This window comes from Streptomyces sp. NPDC091412 (assembly GCF_044756885.1).
In the GTDB taxonomy this organism is placed as follows: domain Bacteria; phylum Actinomycetota; class Actinomycetes; order Streptomycetales; family Streptomycetaceae; genus Streptomyces.
This window is the reverse complement of sequence record NZ_JBIVTV010000046.1, coordinates 1-15,534: the sequence shown is the minus strand read 5'-3', so window position 1 is coordinate 15,534 and position 15,534 is coordinate 1. Positions and strand designations below refer to the sequence as shown.

The following is a 15,534-nucleotide window of genomic DNA, read 5'->3' as shown; positions in this document are numbered from 1 at the left end:
ACCCCGACCATCTCCTCAGGTGTCACACCATGCCAACCCCACCCGCCGACCAACAGACACGCCACTCACGAGTGAAGATGACCAAGCCCTACTAGCCCTCAGCCCGACAGGCTCGGAACTGCGCCTGCGACCAACAGGGAAGCGGAAATGCTGGAGTCTCCTTGAATTACTGGCGTTCCGCTTTTTCCCACGGTCCGACCCCGAGCTTTCCGGTGGTTCCGAGGTCGAAGTGCGGGGTCACCGTCACCGGGACGGCACCCTCCTTCGCCCGGACCCGCGCATAGGGCACGTTGACCGGCGTACCGAACTCAGTGGTGTTGCGCCAGACCAGGCCGCGGTGGCCGACTCGCCGGGCTCGAGCGTGACAGGTCCGGGCTGTTCGTCGGGCCCGGCGCCGGTGGTGATCTCGCCGCTGCCGTCGAGGATCTCGACGCCGTCGACGGGCTCGAGGTCGTCGTCCAGCAGTTCCAGCAGCGGGTAGCCCTCGACGGAGTAGGCGCCCGACACCGCCCGATCGACCGTGCCCCTCACCGGACGAGCATGCCCACGCGCTGTCACGCACCAACTCGTAACTGCCGTTCAGGGAAAGGACTCGACGCCCGGGCAGGATCGAGAGGACGGTGGCTTTCGGGTGCGGCCGCGGCTCTTACGGGTCCGGTATGGATGGGCTCACCTGTCGCGGTGGGGGACGCTCCTCCTCGCCCGGTCCTTCGGCAAGGGGACGGACGAAGCCCGCGCCCTCGACCATCGCCGCAGTGATCGGGCCTCCCCGCGCAAGGCGCTGACGGCACGCCGGGACGGAAGGTGGTTCCTTCCGGCGCGCCGTCGTCGCTGGTGGTCGCGCAGGCCGTCAGCAGCCGATGGGGGAGGAACCCACGGCCACATCGTCGAACCAGAGTCTGTCGTCGCCCGTCCCGTAGCTCTCCCAGCCCAGGCGCAGGGTGGTGGGCCGGGGCGGGGTGGTGCGGGCAAGCCACTGCTGGTCGATGTCCTGGGTGGGGACGCCGTCCGCGTGCAGGCCCGGGATCAGTTCGTCACCGAGCCAGGTGTCGAGCTTGGGCGTCGTCGTGTCGATCGCGAAGCGCAGGCACTGCCAGCTCCCGGTCGGCAGCGGCCTGCTCTGCGCCACGCCCGCCGGGCTCTGCGCGGGCAGGGTGGCGTCGTCGGTCTCCCGGTTCCACTGGAGGGCGCCGTTCTGGCCGCCGACGCGCAGCGCCCGGCCGCCCTGGGAGCTGTCGGGCAGGGAGACGAAGGTGACATGGGCCGCGGGGAGCGCGGTGGTGTGCCGCACCCACATGCGCACATACATCACCGGCCCCACCGAAGACAGATTCGCGGTGGAGGCGACGAAGGCGTGGTTGCAGTAGCCGGCCTTGCCGTCGATCCGCAGCGACCTGCCGCCGCCGTGCGCGACCGAGGTGTCGACGGCCGCGGTTCCGGTGCCCTGACAGTCGGGCGCGGCGAACTGCCAGGCGCCGGAGGGAGTGGTGCCGGTCTGGTCCTCGAAGCCCGAGCAGACCACGGCGCTGCCGCATTCGGCGGAGGGCGGCGGGGTCGTGGGCGGCGGGGTGGTCGGCGGCGAGGTGGTGCCGGTTCCGCCGCACACCAGACCGTTGAGGGCGAAGTCGGTCGGGGCGGGGTTGGCCGAGCTCCAGGTGCCCTGGACACCGAACTCGGCGGAGCCGTCGGTGGCCAGCGAGCCGTTCCAGTCGGCGTTGACGGCGACGACGGAGGCGCCGGTCTGGGTGACGGTCGCGTTCCACGCCGATGTCACCCGCTGGCCGTCGGCGTGGGTCCAGGTCAGACGCCAGCCGTTGACCGCCGGGCCGAGATGGGTGACCTTGACCTGGGCCGTGTAGCCGCCGGCCCACTGGTTCACGGTGTAGTCGACCCGGCAGCCGGCCTCCGCGGCACTGGTGGGTGTCGCGATGAATGCGAACACCAGCAGGGCGACGGACCCGGCAGCCACGAGGGCCGCCGTCCAGGGCCTGCGCAGTAATCGCAAGTGAGGGGTGCGCACGAATGCCTCCGAGGGAAAGGTGCGGGATATGGGAGCGCTCCCATTCATGACAGCGACCAGGGCAGCACACTGTCAATGCATGGGATGGCCAAGGCGAACGCGGCGCGCCGTCGCCCTGTGAAGCTGATCACCGTCGACCCGATTTTGATTGAACCTTGAACTTTCAAGACGTAGTGTCGGTGCCGCACGTCGATCCCCCCGGGATCCACCCCCATTGTGAGGAAATTCCCCCATGCCGCTCGCTCTTGACCCCGCCGCCCAGGACCTTCTCTTCCGTGAGGCCCGCACCGCGAACACCTTCACCGACGAACCGGTGTCCGAGGAGCAGGTCCAGGCGATCTACGACCTGGTCAAGTACGGCCCGACGTCCATGAACCAGTCGCCGCTGCGCATCACCCTGGTCCGCTCCGCCGAGGCCCGCGAGCGTCTCGTCCAGCACATGGCGGAGGGCAACCGGGCGAAGACCGCCGCCGCCCCCCTGGTCGCGATCCTCTCCGCGGACAACGAGTTCCACGAGGAACTGCCCCACCTCTTCCCGCACTTCCCCCAGGCCAAGGACGCCGTCTTCGGCGACCGTGGGGTGCGGGAGAGCCAGGCCGCCCTCAACGCCGGCCTCCAGGCCGCGTACTTCATCATCGGCATCCGGGCCGCGGGCCTCGCCGCCGGTCCGATGACCGGCCTGGACTTCGAGGGCGTCCGCAAGGAATTCCTGGACGACGACCACACCCCGCTGATGGTCGTCAACATCGGCAAGCCGGGCGAGGACGCCTGGTACCCGCGCTCCCCTCGTCTGGAGTTCGACCGGGTCGTCACCACGGTCTGAGCCGGCTCGACGACGGGGATCCGGACCGAGTTCCGCCCCTGTTCCCCCGTAGGCGTCTTGCGGCAGCGGGCGCGATGCCGACCACGCTCGCCCACGTGACGCCGCCGCCTACGGGGACCGGCCCTTCGACCGCTTGGCCCCGAAGACCGCCGACACCGTTCTGTACCTGATGCCGGAGGCCTGCGACCGCGTCCTTCGGCGGCGACGTGGGCGATCGGTCGGGTGCGGCAGCGTTCGACGAGCCTTCGTCGTCCCCTGATGTCCAAGGGGGCGTTCGCATGCATCACGGGAGCACCTCGGTGCTCCGGTCGGCCGCGATCACCGTGCGGAGGGGGAACGCGATGAGCAGCGCAACAGCGACCAGGACTCCGCTCGACCACAGCGGCCCGAGGTTCCCGACACCGGTGCCGAGCGTGGACGCGGCGATGAGTGGTCCGACGGCGGCGCCGACGTTGAGTGCCGCGGTCGCGTACGAGCCGGCCATGGTGGGAGCTCCCGCGGCCTCGTAGAGGACCCGTGCGATCAGGGTGCTGCCCAGCGCGAAGGACAGCGCGCCCTGGACGAACACGAGGGCGAGCAGAGCGACCGGTTTGTCGGCCAGCACGGCCAGGGCCGGCCAGCCGATGAGCAGCAGCGGACCGCCCACCGCGATGACCCGGCCGGGGTGTTGGTCGGACAGTCGGCCGGCGACGGTGACCCCGGCGAAGGAACCGACGCCGAAGAGCACCAGGACGACAGAGATCCACAGCTCACTCAGCCCGGCGGTGTCGGTCACGACGGGGGCGAGGAAGGTGAAGCCGGCGAAAGTCGCCGCGTTCACCAGCGCACCGAGCAGCATCACCAGGATCAACCTCGGCCTTGCGAGCTGGGTGAGCTCCACTCGCAAGGCCGGCCCGCCAGCCGCCTCCTCCTTCGCACGTCCCGCTGGGATCCCCTTCAGAATGCCGAGAGCCGCGGGCAGGCAGAGAACGGCGACAGCCCAGAACGCGGCCCGCCAGCCGAGCAACGTGCCGAGCACCGACCCACCGGGGACACCGGCGATCGTGGCCCCCGTCGTGCCCGACAGCAGCACGGCCAGCGCACGTCCCTTCTTGTCGGGTGGGACCAGCGCGGCGGCAGCCGTCAGAGCGACAGCAAGGAACCCCGCGTTCGCGAGCGCGGCGACGACCCGGGTGGCGAACAGAACCGGGAAGCTCGCAGTGACGGCACCCACGGCGTGAGCTGCCGCGAACATGAGGATGAACCCGAGAAGACCGGAGCGCCTGCGCCAGTTGCGGGCAAGTGCGGCCACAAAGGGGGCGCCGACGATCATGCCGATGGCGAAGGCCGAGGTGAGCACGCCTGCTGTCCCGACCGTGACATCGAGATCCGACGCGATGTCCGGCAAGAGGCCGGCGAGCATGAATTCCGAGGTGCCCATGGCGAAGACCGCCATGGCAAGCAGATACAGCGGGAAAGGCATCGAGTGGCTCCGAGGTGAGGAGAAGCACGAGACGGTCATCTCGTCACCGCGGCCAGCCCCAGGGCCGCACTCGTCCCACCACCAGATGCGGCACGACGGCAGTGCTACGGGCTCAGTGGTGCAGGGGGCTGACGGCGTGACCGAAAGCCCCCACCGTGTCCGACTCAGGACTCGACATGGCCCGCACGCTACCCGACCGATGCCCGTCGAGGCACCTCGGTTCACCAGCATTGACCTGTGTCACCAACGTCATGTGCCAACGCCCGCCACCCCGACGCGCCGGCTGTCCAGCGCATCAGAAGGGCAGACCCCGCAGGTCCACACCGACGGTTGGATGAGGCAGGCCGGTCAGGTCGTAGATCATGGCGGTCAGTGGCGAGGTCCGCGCGCCGTCGGGCTGCTGGAGGGTGACGGGCACGGAGAGCCGGCTCCATCCCAGCTGCGTGTAGAGCGGGACCAGATCGGGGCGGCAGAGCAGGATCATCGTCTCGGCGCCGGCCGCTCGTGCGTGTTCGACCGCCACGCTGATCACCGCCCGGGCGATGCCCTGGCCCCGACTGGCGGGGTGCACCAGCACACCCCCCAACCCCGCGGCGCGGCGCGGCAATCCGTCAAAGGCCATGTCCCGCACCAGCCATCCCGCGGAAGCCACCGGCCGGCCTTTGGAGACAGCGGTGAGGGTGTGCTGCTTGTCAGCCCACACCAGGCCGAGCCCCTTCACCCCGAAGGGGTCGGGCAGCCCGTCGCGGAGTGCGGCTTCACCTTCCGGAGAACCGGGGCCCGGCTCATGGAGCAGCTGGAGGTCCGCCAGACCGTCGTCCCCCACATGCTCCGCGGCGGCCGCGGTGGCGGGAGCGAACCGGTAGCGCAGACAATGCAGGCCACTGGACCGCACCGTCCCGTCCGCCTGGGCGCCCAGGCGGCGCAGTACCGCGATCGAGGCAGTGTTGCCGGGCAGGACGAACGCGAAAACGGCAGGAAGCGCCAGGCGGCGAAACGCCAGGTCCAGGCACGCACGGCCGGCCTCGCCGGCGATCCCACGGCCTTGGGCCCGTGGGTGCACGGCGAAACCGAGGTCGACCCCGTACTGAGCCCGGTTACGCAGTCCCACCCGGCCGAGAAACGCGTGCGTGGCGGCGTCCCGGACCGCAAAGTCGCCGTAACCGTGTCTGGCCCAGTGGGCGACGTGGTCATCGCACATGGCCTCGGCCGCAGACCGACTGTCGGCCCGGCCGGTCGCCAGCCACCGCATGACGCTGTCCTGACTGACCACAGCCTCAAAGAGATCGTCGCGATCCCCGTGGCGGATCGGCTCCATCACAAGCCTCTGGGTGCGCAGTACGGGTCCACCCGACCGGGCCACTCAGCAACTCCTCTCGGCCAAGGGCTGAAGGAGCGTACTCGGCGACTCCTCTGGAGCGATCGGGAGGCAACCGGTGAACCTGTCCGGTCACCCCATCGCGGCTTGCGTGGAATCGTAGATCGGGAAAACCCGGTCCAGGCTCGTCATGGTGAAGATCTGCCGGATGTCTTGGTTTACGATGACCAGCCTCAGGGCGCCGGCGCGTGTACGGATCCGCTTGTGGATGCCGACGAGGAGCCCAAGGCCGGTCGAGTCCATGAATGTCGTTCCTGTCAGGTCGACGATGAGGCGGTGCCGGCCCGCCTGAATCCTTTTGCCCAAGTGTTCGCGGATGCGGGGCACGGTGTACACGTCGACCTCTCCGTGGATCTCGACGACGGTCCAGTCGTTCTCGTCGCGGTGACAGATGTGGAGTTCGGGATGCATGCCTCGCCTAACGGCAAAACCTTGGGGAAAGGTTGCGGGTAGTGCCTGACGCACTCGCGTTCTGCATATGCGCGAACGACTGGCCATGGCTTTACAGCAGAGGCTGCTCACCGAGTCTCCAGGGCGGTGACGAGGCGACTGTGCCGGCGGCGGTGAACTTCGCATCCCGATCCCGGATCAGGTGGGTGAACTGGGCTGCGCGGTCGCCGAGATGCCCCAGCAAGGTATGGCCGGGCCACTACTGCAGTGCGTGGACCGCGGCTGAGAACACCGAAGGCATCCGGGACGCTGCCGGCACGATGAGGCGGGCGGTGCTGGGACGGCCGCTCGCGGCCAGCAGGGCCCCGGTGAGCAGCCGGTGGCGCCGAGTCAGCCGCACCCAGGCACGCTCATACGCGTCCGGTCGCCCGGCGGCCAGGCAGCGGACGGCGGCCCCGGCCGTGGCCAGTGCGAGGGCGATGCCCTCGCCGGTGAGGGCATCCAGGTAGCCTGCGGCGTCGCCGACGAGCAGGACACGGCCGGCGGTTCTGCGCCGCACCCGCTGCCGCAGTGGTCCGGCTCCGCGTACCTCCGTCGCGACCGAGCCGCGCAGCGACGCGGTGAGGGTCGGGAAGCCGGCCAGGTGCTCGTCGTAGCCGCGACGGTTGCGGCTGAGGACCGCGACGCCCACCAGGTCGTCGTCGACCGGTGTCACATAGGCCTCGCCGTGCCGGGCCCAGTGGACCTCCACGAAGTCCGTCCATGGCTCGACGCGGTAGTGACGGCGAAGTCCGTAGCGGCCATCGGGGCGGCCCGGCATGTCCAGCCCCAGGCTGCGGCGCACCGGGGAATGCAGGCCGTCGGCGGCGATCAGCCAACGGGCAGTGGTTCCGGCGGCGGTGACCGTGTCCGCGCTCTGGTGCACCTCGCCGACCTTGCCCGGCAGCATGCGCACGCCAAGGCTGAGCGCGCGCTGGTGCAGTGCGGAGTGCAGCGTTGTACGGCGGATTCCCCGCCCACTCCGGCCGCGGAAGGACGCCTGGGCGCGGGTGGTGCCCTCCACGTAGCGGATGCCGCGCAGTTCGCGGCCGGTGGCCTCGACGCCCAGTGTTCGCAGCGCGGCGACACCGCCGGGCATGACTCCCTCTCCGCAGGCCTTGTCCACGGGCGCGGTCCGGGGTTCGACGACGACGGCCTCCAGGCCGACGAGCGCTGCGTGGATGGCCGCGGCCAGTCCGGCGGGTCCGCCGCCGGCCACCAGTACGTCGATCATGCCGACGCCGGCGTGGTCGCGGCGGCGAGCGCCCGGTTCTCGCAGCGGATGCGCACGGTGAGCAGGGCGGCGTTGAGTACCGTGAACGCGGCCGCGGTGACCCAGGCGGTGTGTACCAGAGGCAGCGCCACGCCCTCGGCGACGACGGCCACGTAGTTCGGATGCCGCAGCCACCGCCACCGGTAGGGGCCGCTCGTCACCAGCGGCAGTCCGGGTACGACGATCACCCGGGTGTTCCAACGGGGTCCCAGGGTGTGGATGCACCACCACCGCAGTGCCTGGGCGCCCGCCAGCAGGGCCAGCATCGGCCAGGCCAGGGCGGCTACGAAGGGCCGGTCGGCCAGCCATGCCTCGGCCGGGCAGGCGATCAGAAGGCCGGTGTGAAGGGCGACCATGGCCGGGTAGTGGCCCTGCCCGGTCGGCGTCGCGCCGCGGGCGGTGCTCCACCGTTCGTTGCGGCGGGCGACGACGAGTTCGGCGACGCGCTCGACGGCGACGGCGGCCACCAGCAGTCCGTACCAGATCATGTGTCCTGTGTCCTGTGTCCTTCGTCGGTTCGAACTACCAGCGCAACAGGACGAGTTCGCAGGCGAAGCCGGGTCCCATCGCCAGCAGCACACCCGGAGTGCCCGGTGGCGGGCGGCGCTCGGCCAGGGTGTCGCGCAGCACGTGGAGCACCGACGACGAGGACAGGTTGCCCACGTCGGCCAAATGACGCCAGGTCACATCGAGTGCGTCGTCGGGCAGGTCGAGGGCCTCGGTGACGGCCTGAAGGACCTTGGGCCCGCCCGGGTGGCAGACCCAGGCAGTCACGTCCTTCGGCTTCAGGCCGTGGTCACCGAGGAATCCCTCGACGCCATCGGCGAGGGAGCGGCGTACGACGTCGGGGACCTTCGGGTCGAGGACGACCTGGAAGCCGGAGCTCTTGATGTCCCAGCCCATGAGGCGCCCGGTGTCCGGATACAGGTGACTGCGGGTGTCCACGATCGTCGGGCCGATGGGCTCGTCCGGGCGGTCCGCGCCGTAGGCGACGACTGCGGCGGCGCCGTCGCCGAACAGCCCGGTGGCGACCAGGTTGGCCACGGAGGCGTCGTTGCGCTGGAAGGTGAGTGAGCACAGTTCGACCGACAGCAGGACCGCCACGTGGTCGGGCCGGCCCAGCAGGTAGTCGTGCATACGGGCCAGGCCGGCGGCGCCACCGGCGCAGCCGAGGCCGAAGAGGGGCAGTCGTGTGACGTCCGGCCGCAGCCCGAGGCGGCCGGCCAGCCGTGCGTCGATCGAGGGAACGGCGATGCCGGTGACGGAGGTGAAGACCAGCAGGTCGACGTCGGCTGCGGACAGACCGGCCATCTGCAGTACGGCTCTCACTGTCTTGGCGCCCAGACCGGTGGCGGCGGCGATGAAGACGTCGTTGGCGGCGCCGAATCCGTCCAGTTCCTCGTACCGTTCCAGCGGCAGTGTCATGTGGCGCGAGCGGACCTTCGCGCCGCGGTGCAGCCGGTCCAGGACCCGGCGGTCGGTGCCCTCGGGCAGGCAGGTGCGGGCCACCATGTCGGTGATCTCGGACTGGGTGCGACGGTGCGGTGCGAGGGCACCGTGAACGGCGGCGATCCGCGTCATAGGGTTCCCGTCCGGCTGTCGACTGGGGTGAGTTGCTCTGCACGTGTTCCCCGAACCCGCGCTTCGGCACCATGCATCGCCCGTCCGGCCGTTCGCCCCGGGGCGCGTGCTCCACGCCGGTCGGGGCCGGGACGCCTACGATCGGCCGGGTGGGCACTCCTGAGCAGTCGACGCCCAGCGGTGTGGCCGCGATGCGGGCCGGCCGGTCGGGTGGCCTGGCCGGGTCGTGCCACCCCGGGCCTGTGGTGGCGGTCACCGCGTTGATGGCAGCGCTGGCCGTGACCGCCGGCCAGGGCGCCGCGCGTTGTGTCCTGACCACCGCCGCCGTTCTGAGCGGGCAATTGTCCGTCGGCTGGTGCAACGACGCGTTCGACGCGCGCCGGGACATCGCTGCCGCCCGCCGTGGCAAACCCGTCGTGGACGGCGCGGTGGGTGTGACGGAGGTGTGGGTGGCCGCGTATGCCGCGCTGGCATTGTGCGTGCCGTTGTCGTTCGCATGTGGCGTGTGGGCGGGCGTCGTTCATCTGGCCGGTGTGGCGGCGGCGTGGGCGTACAACCTGCGGCTCAAGGCGACAGCATGGTCCTGGGCGCCGTACGCGGTGGGTTTCGCCGCGCTCCCGGCCTTCGTGGCGCTGGGGCTCCCAGGGCAGCCCTGGCCGGCCTGGTGGGTTGTCACCGCCGGGGCGCTCCTGGGGGTCGGTGCCCATCTGGGTGACGTGCTGCCGGACATCCGCGGGGATCTGGCGACGGGCGTACGGGGATTTCCGCACCGGCTGGGCCCGGACGGCGCGCGGCTGCTGCTGCCGGTACCGCTGGCGACCGCGTCCGCGGTTCTGACGCTGGGGCCCGCCGGACCACCCGGCAGATGGGGAGTGGTGGCCCTCGCGGTGGCCGGACTGGTCGCGGTGGCGGGCACGGTGCTGGGACGCCGCTGGGAGCGAGCGGCGTTCGCGGCGGCGGTCGCCGTGGCGGTGGTGGACGTGACGTTGCTGCTGGTACGCGGCATCGGGATTTCCTGAGCGTTCGGCGGTGCCTGTCGTGGGGACGAGGAAGCCACGGCTCAGCCTGGGCGACGCCTGGGGGCGGCGTTCCGGTGGCAGCCATCAGGCACCACTGGTGGTGGCCCGCCGTCATCGCCGCCCTCGCCCTCGTCGCCCTGCTCGCCCTGGGGTGGCTGCTCGCCCAACTGCGCCGGCACCGCCCGGGAACGCTGTCCGTCGGCGGCACACCCCCGCAGGAAGGCGTCGAACTGCGCGACCGGGCGCTCAGCGACGCGATCGCCGCCGGCGCCGGTGCCCTGCCGGGGGTTGAGCATGCGGCCGTACGCATCACTGGCCGGCCTGCCCATCCCCGCACCCGCGTCAGGCTCACCCTCACCCCTCAGCGGGCACCCGGCGCCGCCCTCGACGCCCTCTGCGAAGGCCCGCTCCGAACCGCCCACCGGTCCACCGGCTTCCCTGACATGCCCACCGAGGTCCGCCTGCAGGTCGCCCGCCGCACACCACGCCGCGCGGAGTAAAAGGAGGAGACGGACCGTTCAGGCCGTCCTCGCTCCGCACCTTCACCGCTGCCCCTCCACCATCAGCGGCGCTTCCTGCGCCGACCGGCCGGAAGCTGAGCCCGGGAACAGGACTGGCCCAGCGGGTGCCGCCCGGCGGATTCGGGTCACGGCCGCGCGTCGGGCACGAAGACGATCCGGTCAGGCGGAAGCCGGGCCGAGGCCGCTCCGATCGCCTCTTGAGTGCCGATACGGGAGGTGACGCCCGTTGCCTCCGTGACGAAGGCACGGGATTTGGACTCGGCTGCGGAGTCAGACCGTTGGCCAAAAGTTGAACTAGCAAGCATTCGTCGAGTCTGCCTAACGTGTCGCTCGTCGATTTCCGTCTCCCCCTGAACCAGTCCGTGCGCGGACCGGAACCAAACCGTAGGAGCCCCCCACATGACCGCGCGCCTCAACAGTGCCCAGCCGTACGTCGTCGGACTGTTCCGCATCGTCGTAGGCCTGCTCTTCACCTGTCACGGAGCCGCCTCGCTCTTCGGCGTCCTCGGTGGCGCGGCGGGCACCAAGGGCGGCACCGTCCCGACCGGTGCCTGGCCGTTCTGGTATGCCGCCCTGATCGAGCTCGCCGCCGGCGCCCTGGTACTGCTCGGACTCGGCACCCGCGGTGCCGCGTTCCTGGCGTCCGGCTCGATGGCGTACGCGTATTTCGATGTGCACCAGCCGTCCGCCCTGTGGCCGATCCAGAACGGCGGGGATCTGCCGGTGATGTTCTGCTGGTCCTTCCTGCTGCTGGTCTTCACCGGTTCCGGCGCGTTCGGCCTCGACCAGCTCATAGCCTCCCGGCCCGCCGCCGGTCAGGAGACCGAACCGGCCTCGGAGCCCGTCACGGCCTGAGCCCTCACGTGCACTGCGCGTGCGCCTTGTTCCACGCCTCGCAGATGGTCCTGGCCTGCACGAGTCCTGCCGAGCCGGGCCTGCTGATCCGGGTCGAGACGCCACGCGAGACCTCCGCTCCGCTGCCGGTCCGCCTCGGCTGCTACCACCGTTCGGGAAGCGGCGGGCAGCCGCTTGGGACGCGGGCCGGCAGCCCGATCCGCGTGAGGCCCGCATCGCCCCGCTGATGCGGGCCGCCGGGTCGGTCATCTTCGATGCGGACCACGGATGCCGGATGAAAGCGGTGAATTCGCGCTCCTTGCAGCCGAGTCGGCTATCCGGCTGTCCGTCGGCCGCACCGGCCAGCGCTAACTCACCTGGAGCAGTTGCAGGCGGAAGTGCGACGGCAGGTCCTCCTTGTCGACCGGGAAGGCCCTCCGTGCCTGATGGACCGCGTGCTGCACGTCGCTACAAGAGCAACAAGATCAGGGTCAGCGCGATGGGCGTGAACAGCATCGTGGCCAGGTGGCTGAACAAGGCCCGCGGCATCACCAGCACAGAGAACAACATCAGCCCGCCCACGAGCCAGCACCCGAAGATCTGGCCCGCGAGAATCCAAGCGGCGGTCTCCTCCTCCCGGGTAGAGGCCCCGAAGCTCAGTACCCCGCCGATCGCCATGAAGAAGAGCACGACGCAGAGCAACAGGTTCCCCACGCCGACGATGACAGCGACCGGCTTGTCCACCCGGCGTACCCGTCTCCAGAGTTGTATGGCGCTCATGGGCACGGGAGCCTACCCAGGGGTGCACCCACGACTGTCGACTGCGGCCATCTGTGACCATCGGTGTGTGAACAGAGAAGAGCCCACGGTGACTGAAAGGGACAGCGTGGACCTTGCCCACTGGCAGGAGGGCGTCGAAGCCTGATGGGCCGGATGGCGGGGCGGTTCGCGCCGGTCGAACCCCGGTGCCGGGTGCGGTACTTGGCACAACCGCCGGCAGGATCGAGAACGCCCAGGTCACCGTTTACCTCGTTCAGGCGGGCGGTTCGTCCAGCGTCCTGCCGGGTCGGGGCTCCCGGTGCAGGTGCGACGATGCGGGCATGCGTGAGTTGAGCCAGCTGATCGATGTCGAGGAACCGGCCTGGCCGGAACTCAGGGAGACACTTGATGCGAGTCCGGTGTCCGTCGAGGTGCTTCCAGCCGATGGCGATCTGGGCAGGGCATCGATTCTTCAGCTGCAGGTCACGGCCAGGTCGTACCTGGGGGCGGTGGTGCTGCACTGTGGCGGTCTACTGGTGGACGACGGGTGGGTGCGGGTCTTCGGCAGCCCCGCGAGTGGGGCTGCACACGGGGCGCCTGGCCTGGCCGGCATGAATCAGTTCCCTGGAAGGTTCGACCCAGCGTGGCGACCGGAGACAGGTTTGGTGGTGGCACACGACGTACTGGGCGGCGTCTTCGCGCTCAACGGCGCCGCTCCCGCCGGCGCCGACCGTCCCGGCGCCCCTGGCGAGGTTGTCTACTTCGCACCGGATTCCCTTCGCTGGGAGGCTCTGGGTGCCGGTCACTCCGCGTGGCTGGCCTGGCTGGTGTCCGGCGCACTCGATGAGTTCTACGCCGCTCTGCGCTGGCCAGGCTGGAGGGAGGAGGTCCGGGCGTTGAACAGCAGCCAGGGCCTCTCCGTCTTCCCGCCGTTGTGGTCTGCCGAGGCGCGCCGCGACATCTCCGCGACCAGCCGTCGCGCCGTGCCCATGGGAGAGCTGCTTGGCGTCGCCCGGGACTCATGCCGACAGTTCGATGGCGTTGATCCGGGCTTTCTCGGCGCCGTGTGAATCGGCCGCCCCGTCCGGTCGGCGGGAGCAGATCAGGGCGGCGGCGATACCGGCGAAGGATCGCAGCCCTTGTCACCGTGGAGTCTGGTCGGCCGTCGCCGCCGGAGGCCGTGCCGGGAGCGGATGGGCGGAATACCTCGCACAAGCGGCTCCAGCCCCTGGCTGTCGTAGGTGATCGCGGCGCAGATGCCGAGGGAGAGAGGCGGACCAGTCCGCTCTGTGATCAAGTGGACCTTTGATCCCTTCTTGCCGCGATCCACGGGATTCGGGCCCGCCGGATCCTGCCGGGCGTTCGAGGGCGATCATGGCGGCATCGTCGTCCAACCGGCCTCCCGCGTGTGCGAGCAGGTCGGAGCGCAAGTGCTCCAGGAGTTTCTCGGGGCGCTCCCCTCTCCAGGTGGCGGCGCGTTCGGCGAGGGGATAGAAGTCACCGCGGGGGTTGCGGGCTTCGGCCACGCCGTCGGTGTACAGCAGGAGCAGGTCGCCCTGCCCGAAGTCGAACGTGTCGACACAGTGACCGGGCGTGTCCAGCTGCAGGCCGAGAGGGGGGCCGGCCTGGTGGGCGCACAGCGCGGTGGCCTGTCCCGGGCGTAGCCGCAGCGGCGGGGGGTGACCGCAGTGGACGATCTGGACCCTGGGTGCGTGGTCGGGGATGTCGATGAGTATCGCGGTGACGAAGCATTCCTGCGCCAGATCGTTCTCACCGGGCTCCGCCAGGTTCCAGCACACGCTCGCGTCCAGGTAGGCCGTGAATTCCGCCAGGCCCGTCTGCCGGTGCGCGGCCCCTCGGAAGGCGCTCAGCAGCAGCGCTGCGTCGCTCACGGCGGTCAGGCCCTTGCCGCGGACGTCCCCGATGAGCAGCCGGGTACCGTGGGCGGTGCGGGCGGCCGCGTACAGGTCGCCGCCGATCTTCATCTCGCGCTCCGCCGCCAGGTACACCGCCGCCACGCGCAGGGGTCCCATCCGTGGGGGCAGCGGGCGCAGGACCAGGTTCTGGGCGATCTCGGAGACCTGGCGCACCCGGGTCAGCTCCCGTACCTTCCGCTCCCGCATCCCGGACAGGAGCGCGGCGAACGCGGAGGCCGCCACCACGGCGAAGATCTGCGCCACGCGCTGCGCCGAATGGAGGTCTCTGAGAAGGACGGCAAAGATCACCTGGTCCGCCAGGGCCAGCACTCCGGTCAGTGTGGTCAGCCACGGCCCCAGGGTCACCGCGGCGAGCACCGGCGCGACGATCAGGAGCGGTCCGACGTGCGGGTGGCCGGGAGTGGCCAGGTTGACGGTGGTGATCACGACGATCAGCACCAGTGGAACAGCGACCAGGCCACGCGCCTCGTACCACGGCCGACGCCGACTCGCAGGACGCTCTACGGAGGGCATACTTCCGTGTACCCGCCATTGCGGCGACCGCCGTCCGACTTCCGCCGACACGGTCACCGCCGGGCCTGCCCGATGGGGAACTGACTGTGGGTGCGTGCAGGGTGATCACGGCGGCATCGGCGGCCAGGTGCCCGCCAGCGTGCCCAAGGAGGTCGGCGCGCAGGCCGCGGACCAGCGCCGAGGGGCTCTCGGGCGCCCCATCGCGGCGCGCCCGGCCCACCGGCTCAGCCGGTCCGCCCGGCGACGCAGCCACCAGGCGCGATCACGAACCGGCCATGACCGGAGACACGTGTGACTGAGCACGTCCGCCGGTCACCCTGAGCACCGAAGTGGCCGCCCCGAGCCAAGAGCTGAGGAGCTCATCGGTCGCTGGGAGTAGGTCCTGCGCCTCAGGCGCGCTTCGCGCCTGCCTGGCTAGGGTCGGTCCTCATGGAGACCACCGGAATCGTTCGTCGCCAGACGGCCGAGCGTGTGCGCGACGCTCTGGCGCGGCTCGTCACCGAGCGGGATGTATGGGTGTCGACGGCTCACCCTGATCACGGGCCGCACCAGGTGCCGCTGTGGTTCTTGTGGGATGGGCGAGCAGTGTGGATGTGCACCGGCGCCACTTCCGTGACGGCGCGAAACGTCCGCAAAGAGCCGCGCGTGCGCCTGTCACTACCGGACACCTTCGACGTGGTGCTCCTCCAGGGGGAGGCGGAGCGCTTCCCGGACCAGGAGGTGCCCGCAGGCGCGGCGGAGGCGTTCGCCGACAAGTTCGGGTGGGATCCGCGCGTGGAAGAGGGCTCCTTTCTGTATGTACGCGTGGTCCCGAGGACTGTGCGCGCTTGGCGCGGCGAGCCGGAACTACGCGGGAGAGTCATCATGCGCGACGGGATGTGGCTGGAATAAGAGGTCGTTTCCTCCCGTTGTTTCATCCTGGAATCTGCGGTTGGTGTGGCTTTGTGGGGTCGCGCCACGAGATGGTGTTCTCGCCGGTGAGCCT

14 protein-coding genes and 3 pseudogenes are annotated in these 15,534 nt (G+C 70.4%); 6 read left to right on the top strand and 11 right to left on the bottom strand.

All coding sequences use genetic code 11. The features are described 5' to 3' along the window. Nucleotides 1-166: 166 nt before the first annotated feature. A pseudogene (locus tag ACIQMV_RS38995) lies at nt 167-495 on the bottom strand (DUF4232 domain-containing protein); the annotation flags it as partial. Between the two features lie 355 nt (nt 496-850). Continuing rightward, the gene (locus ACIQMV_RS38990; protein WP_402597852.1) at nt 851-2,020 is read right to left on the bottom strand and encodes a cellulose-binding domain-containing protein; all 1,170 of its coding nucleotides are present in this window, start codon (nt 2,018-2,020) and stop codon (nt 851-853) included. A 232-nt stretch (nt 2,021-2,252) separates the two neighbouring features. On the opposite strand from ACIQMV_RS38990, the gene ACIQMV_RS38985 reads away from it, so the two are divergent. Then, nucleotides 2,253-2,843: a malonic semialdehyde reductase gene (locus ACIQMV_RS38985; protein ID WP_402597851.1), complete on the top strand. Its 591-nt coding sequence runs from the start codon at nt 2,253-2,255 to the stop codon at nt 2,841-2,843. Nucleotides 2,844-3,126: 283 nt separating this feature from the next. Here the strand turns inward: ACIQMV_RS38985 and ACIQMV_RS38980 are convergent, their stop codons facing one another. The 6 genes from ACIQMV_RS38980 to ACIQMV_RS38955 form a co-directional block, all read right to left on the bottom strand. Beyond that, on the bottom strand, nt 3,127-4,305 hold the full coding sequence (locus tag ACIQMV_RS38980; RefSeq protein ID WP_402597850.1) for a Cmx/CmrA family chloramphenicol efflux MFS transporter: 1,179 nt from the start codon (nt 4,303-4,305) through the stop codon (nt 3,127-3,129). 295 nt (nt 4,306-4,600) lie between these two features. After that, nucleotides 4,601-5,623 carry a GNAT family N-acetyltransferase gene (locus tag ACIQMV_RS38975; protein WP_402597853.1) on the bottom strand — a complete coding sequence of 341 codons (1,023 nt, stop codon included), beginning with the start codon at nt 5,621-5,623 and terminating at the stop codon, nt 4,601-4,603. Between the two features lie 132 nt (nt 5,624-5,755). Beyond that, nucleotides 5,756-6,094 carry an STAS domain-containing protein gene (locus ACIQMV_RS38970; RefSeq protein ID WP_141363354.1) on the bottom strand — a complete coding sequence of 113 codons (339 nt, stop codon included), beginning with the start codon at nt 6,092-6,094 and terminating at the stop codon, nt 5,756-5,758. 238 nt (nt 6,095-6,332) lie between these two features. Continuing rightward, nucleotides 6,333-7,346: an NAD(P)/FAD-dependent oxidoreductase gene (locus ACIQMV_RS38965; protein ID WP_402597849.1), complete on the bottom strand. Its 1,014-nt coding sequence runs from the start codon at nt 7,344-7,346 to the stop codon at nt 6,333-6,335. Beyond that, the gene (locus ACIQMV_RS38960; protein WP_402597848.1) at nt 7,343-7,873 is read right to left on the bottom strand and encodes an isoprenylcysteine carboxyl methyltransferase family protein; all 531 of its coding nucleotides are present in this window, start codon (nt 7,871-7,873) and stop codon (nt 7,343-7,345) included. The genes ACIQMV_RS38965 and ACIQMV_RS38960 overlap by 4 nt, the downstream gene beginning before the upstream one ends. A gap of 34 nt (nt 7,874-7,907) precedes the next feature. Next, entirely contained in the window at nt 7,908-8,966 is a 1,059-nt protein-coding gene (locus ACIQMV_RS38955) for a type III polyketide synthase (protein ID WP_402597847.1), read from the bottom strand. Nucleotides 8,967-9,115: 149 nt separating this feature from the next. Here ACIQMV_RS38955 and ACIQMV_RS38950 point away from each other — a divergent pair, with 149 nt between their 5' ends. The 3 genes from ACIQMV_RS38950 (at nt 9,116) to ACIQMV_RS38940 (ending at nt 11,361) form a co-directional block, all read left to right on the top strand. Continuing rightward, a complete protein-coding gene (locus tag ACIQMV_RS38950; RefSeq protein ID WP_402597846.1) occupies nt 9,116-9,985 on the top strand; it encodes a UbiA family prenyltransferase in 870 nt (289 codons plus the stop codon). Nucleotides 9,986-10,059: 74 nt separating this feature from the next. Then, nucleotides 10,060-10,485: a hypothetical protein gene (locus ACIQMV_RS38945; RefSeq protein WP_402597845.1), complete on the top strand. Its 426-nt coding sequence runs from the start codon at nt 10,060-10,062 to the stop codon at nt 10,483-10,485. 420 nt (nt 10,486-10,905) lie between these two features. Next, nucleotides 10,906-11,361 carry a DoxX family protein gene (locus ACIQMV_RS38940; protein ID WP_402597844.1) on the top strand — a complete coding sequence of 152 codons (456 nt, stop codon included), beginning with the start codon at nt 10,906-10,908 and terminating at the stop codon, nt 11,359-11,361. A 447-nt stretch (nt 11,362-11,808) separates the two neighbouring features. Here the strand turns inward: ACIQMV_RS38940 and ACIQMV_RS38935 are convergent, their stop codons facing one another. Continuing rightward, on the bottom strand, nt 11,809-12,120 hold the full coding sequence (locus tag ACIQMV_RS38935) for a hypothetical protein (RefSeq protein ID WP_402597843.1): 312 nt from the start codon (nt 12,118-12,120) through the stop codon (nt 11,809-11,811). A 320-nt stretch (nt 12,121-12,440) separates the two neighbouring features. Between ACIQMV_RS38935 and ACIQMV_RS38930 the strand changes: the two genes are divergently transcribed. Then, nucleotides 12,441-13,169 carry a DUF2625 domain-containing protein gene (locus ACIQMV_RS38930; RefSeq protein WP_402597841.1) on the top strand — a complete coding sequence of 243 codons (729 nt, stop codon included), beginning with the start codon at nt 12,441-12,443 and terminating at the stop codon, nt 13,167-13,169. Between the two features lie 59 nt (nt 13,170-13,228). Here ACIQMV_RS38930 and ACIQMV_RS38925 read toward each other — a convergent pair. Next, nucleotides 13,229-13,441 (bottom strand): annotated as a pseudogene (locus ACIQMV_RS38925) (IS5/IS1182 family transposase); the annotation flags it as partial. Nucleotides 13,442-13,469: 28 nt separating this feature from the next. Continuing rightward, a pseudogene (locus tag ACIQMV_RS38920) lies at nt 13,470-14,084 on the bottom strand (PP2C family protein-serine/threonine phosphatase); the annotation flags it as partial. A gap of 894 nt (nt 14,085-14,978) precedes the next feature. On the opposite strand from ACIQMV_RS38920, the gene ACIQMV_RS38915 reads away from it, so the two are divergent. Then, nucleotides 14,979-15,440 carry a pyridoxamine 5'-phosphate oxidase family protein gene (locus ACIQMV_RS38915; RefSeq protein ID WP_402597840.1) on the top strand — a complete coding sequence of 154 codons (462 nt, stop codon included), beginning with the start codon at nt 14,979-14,981 and terminating at the stop codon, nt 15,438-15,440. The last annotated feature ends 94 nt before the right edge of the window (nt 15,441-15,534 follow it).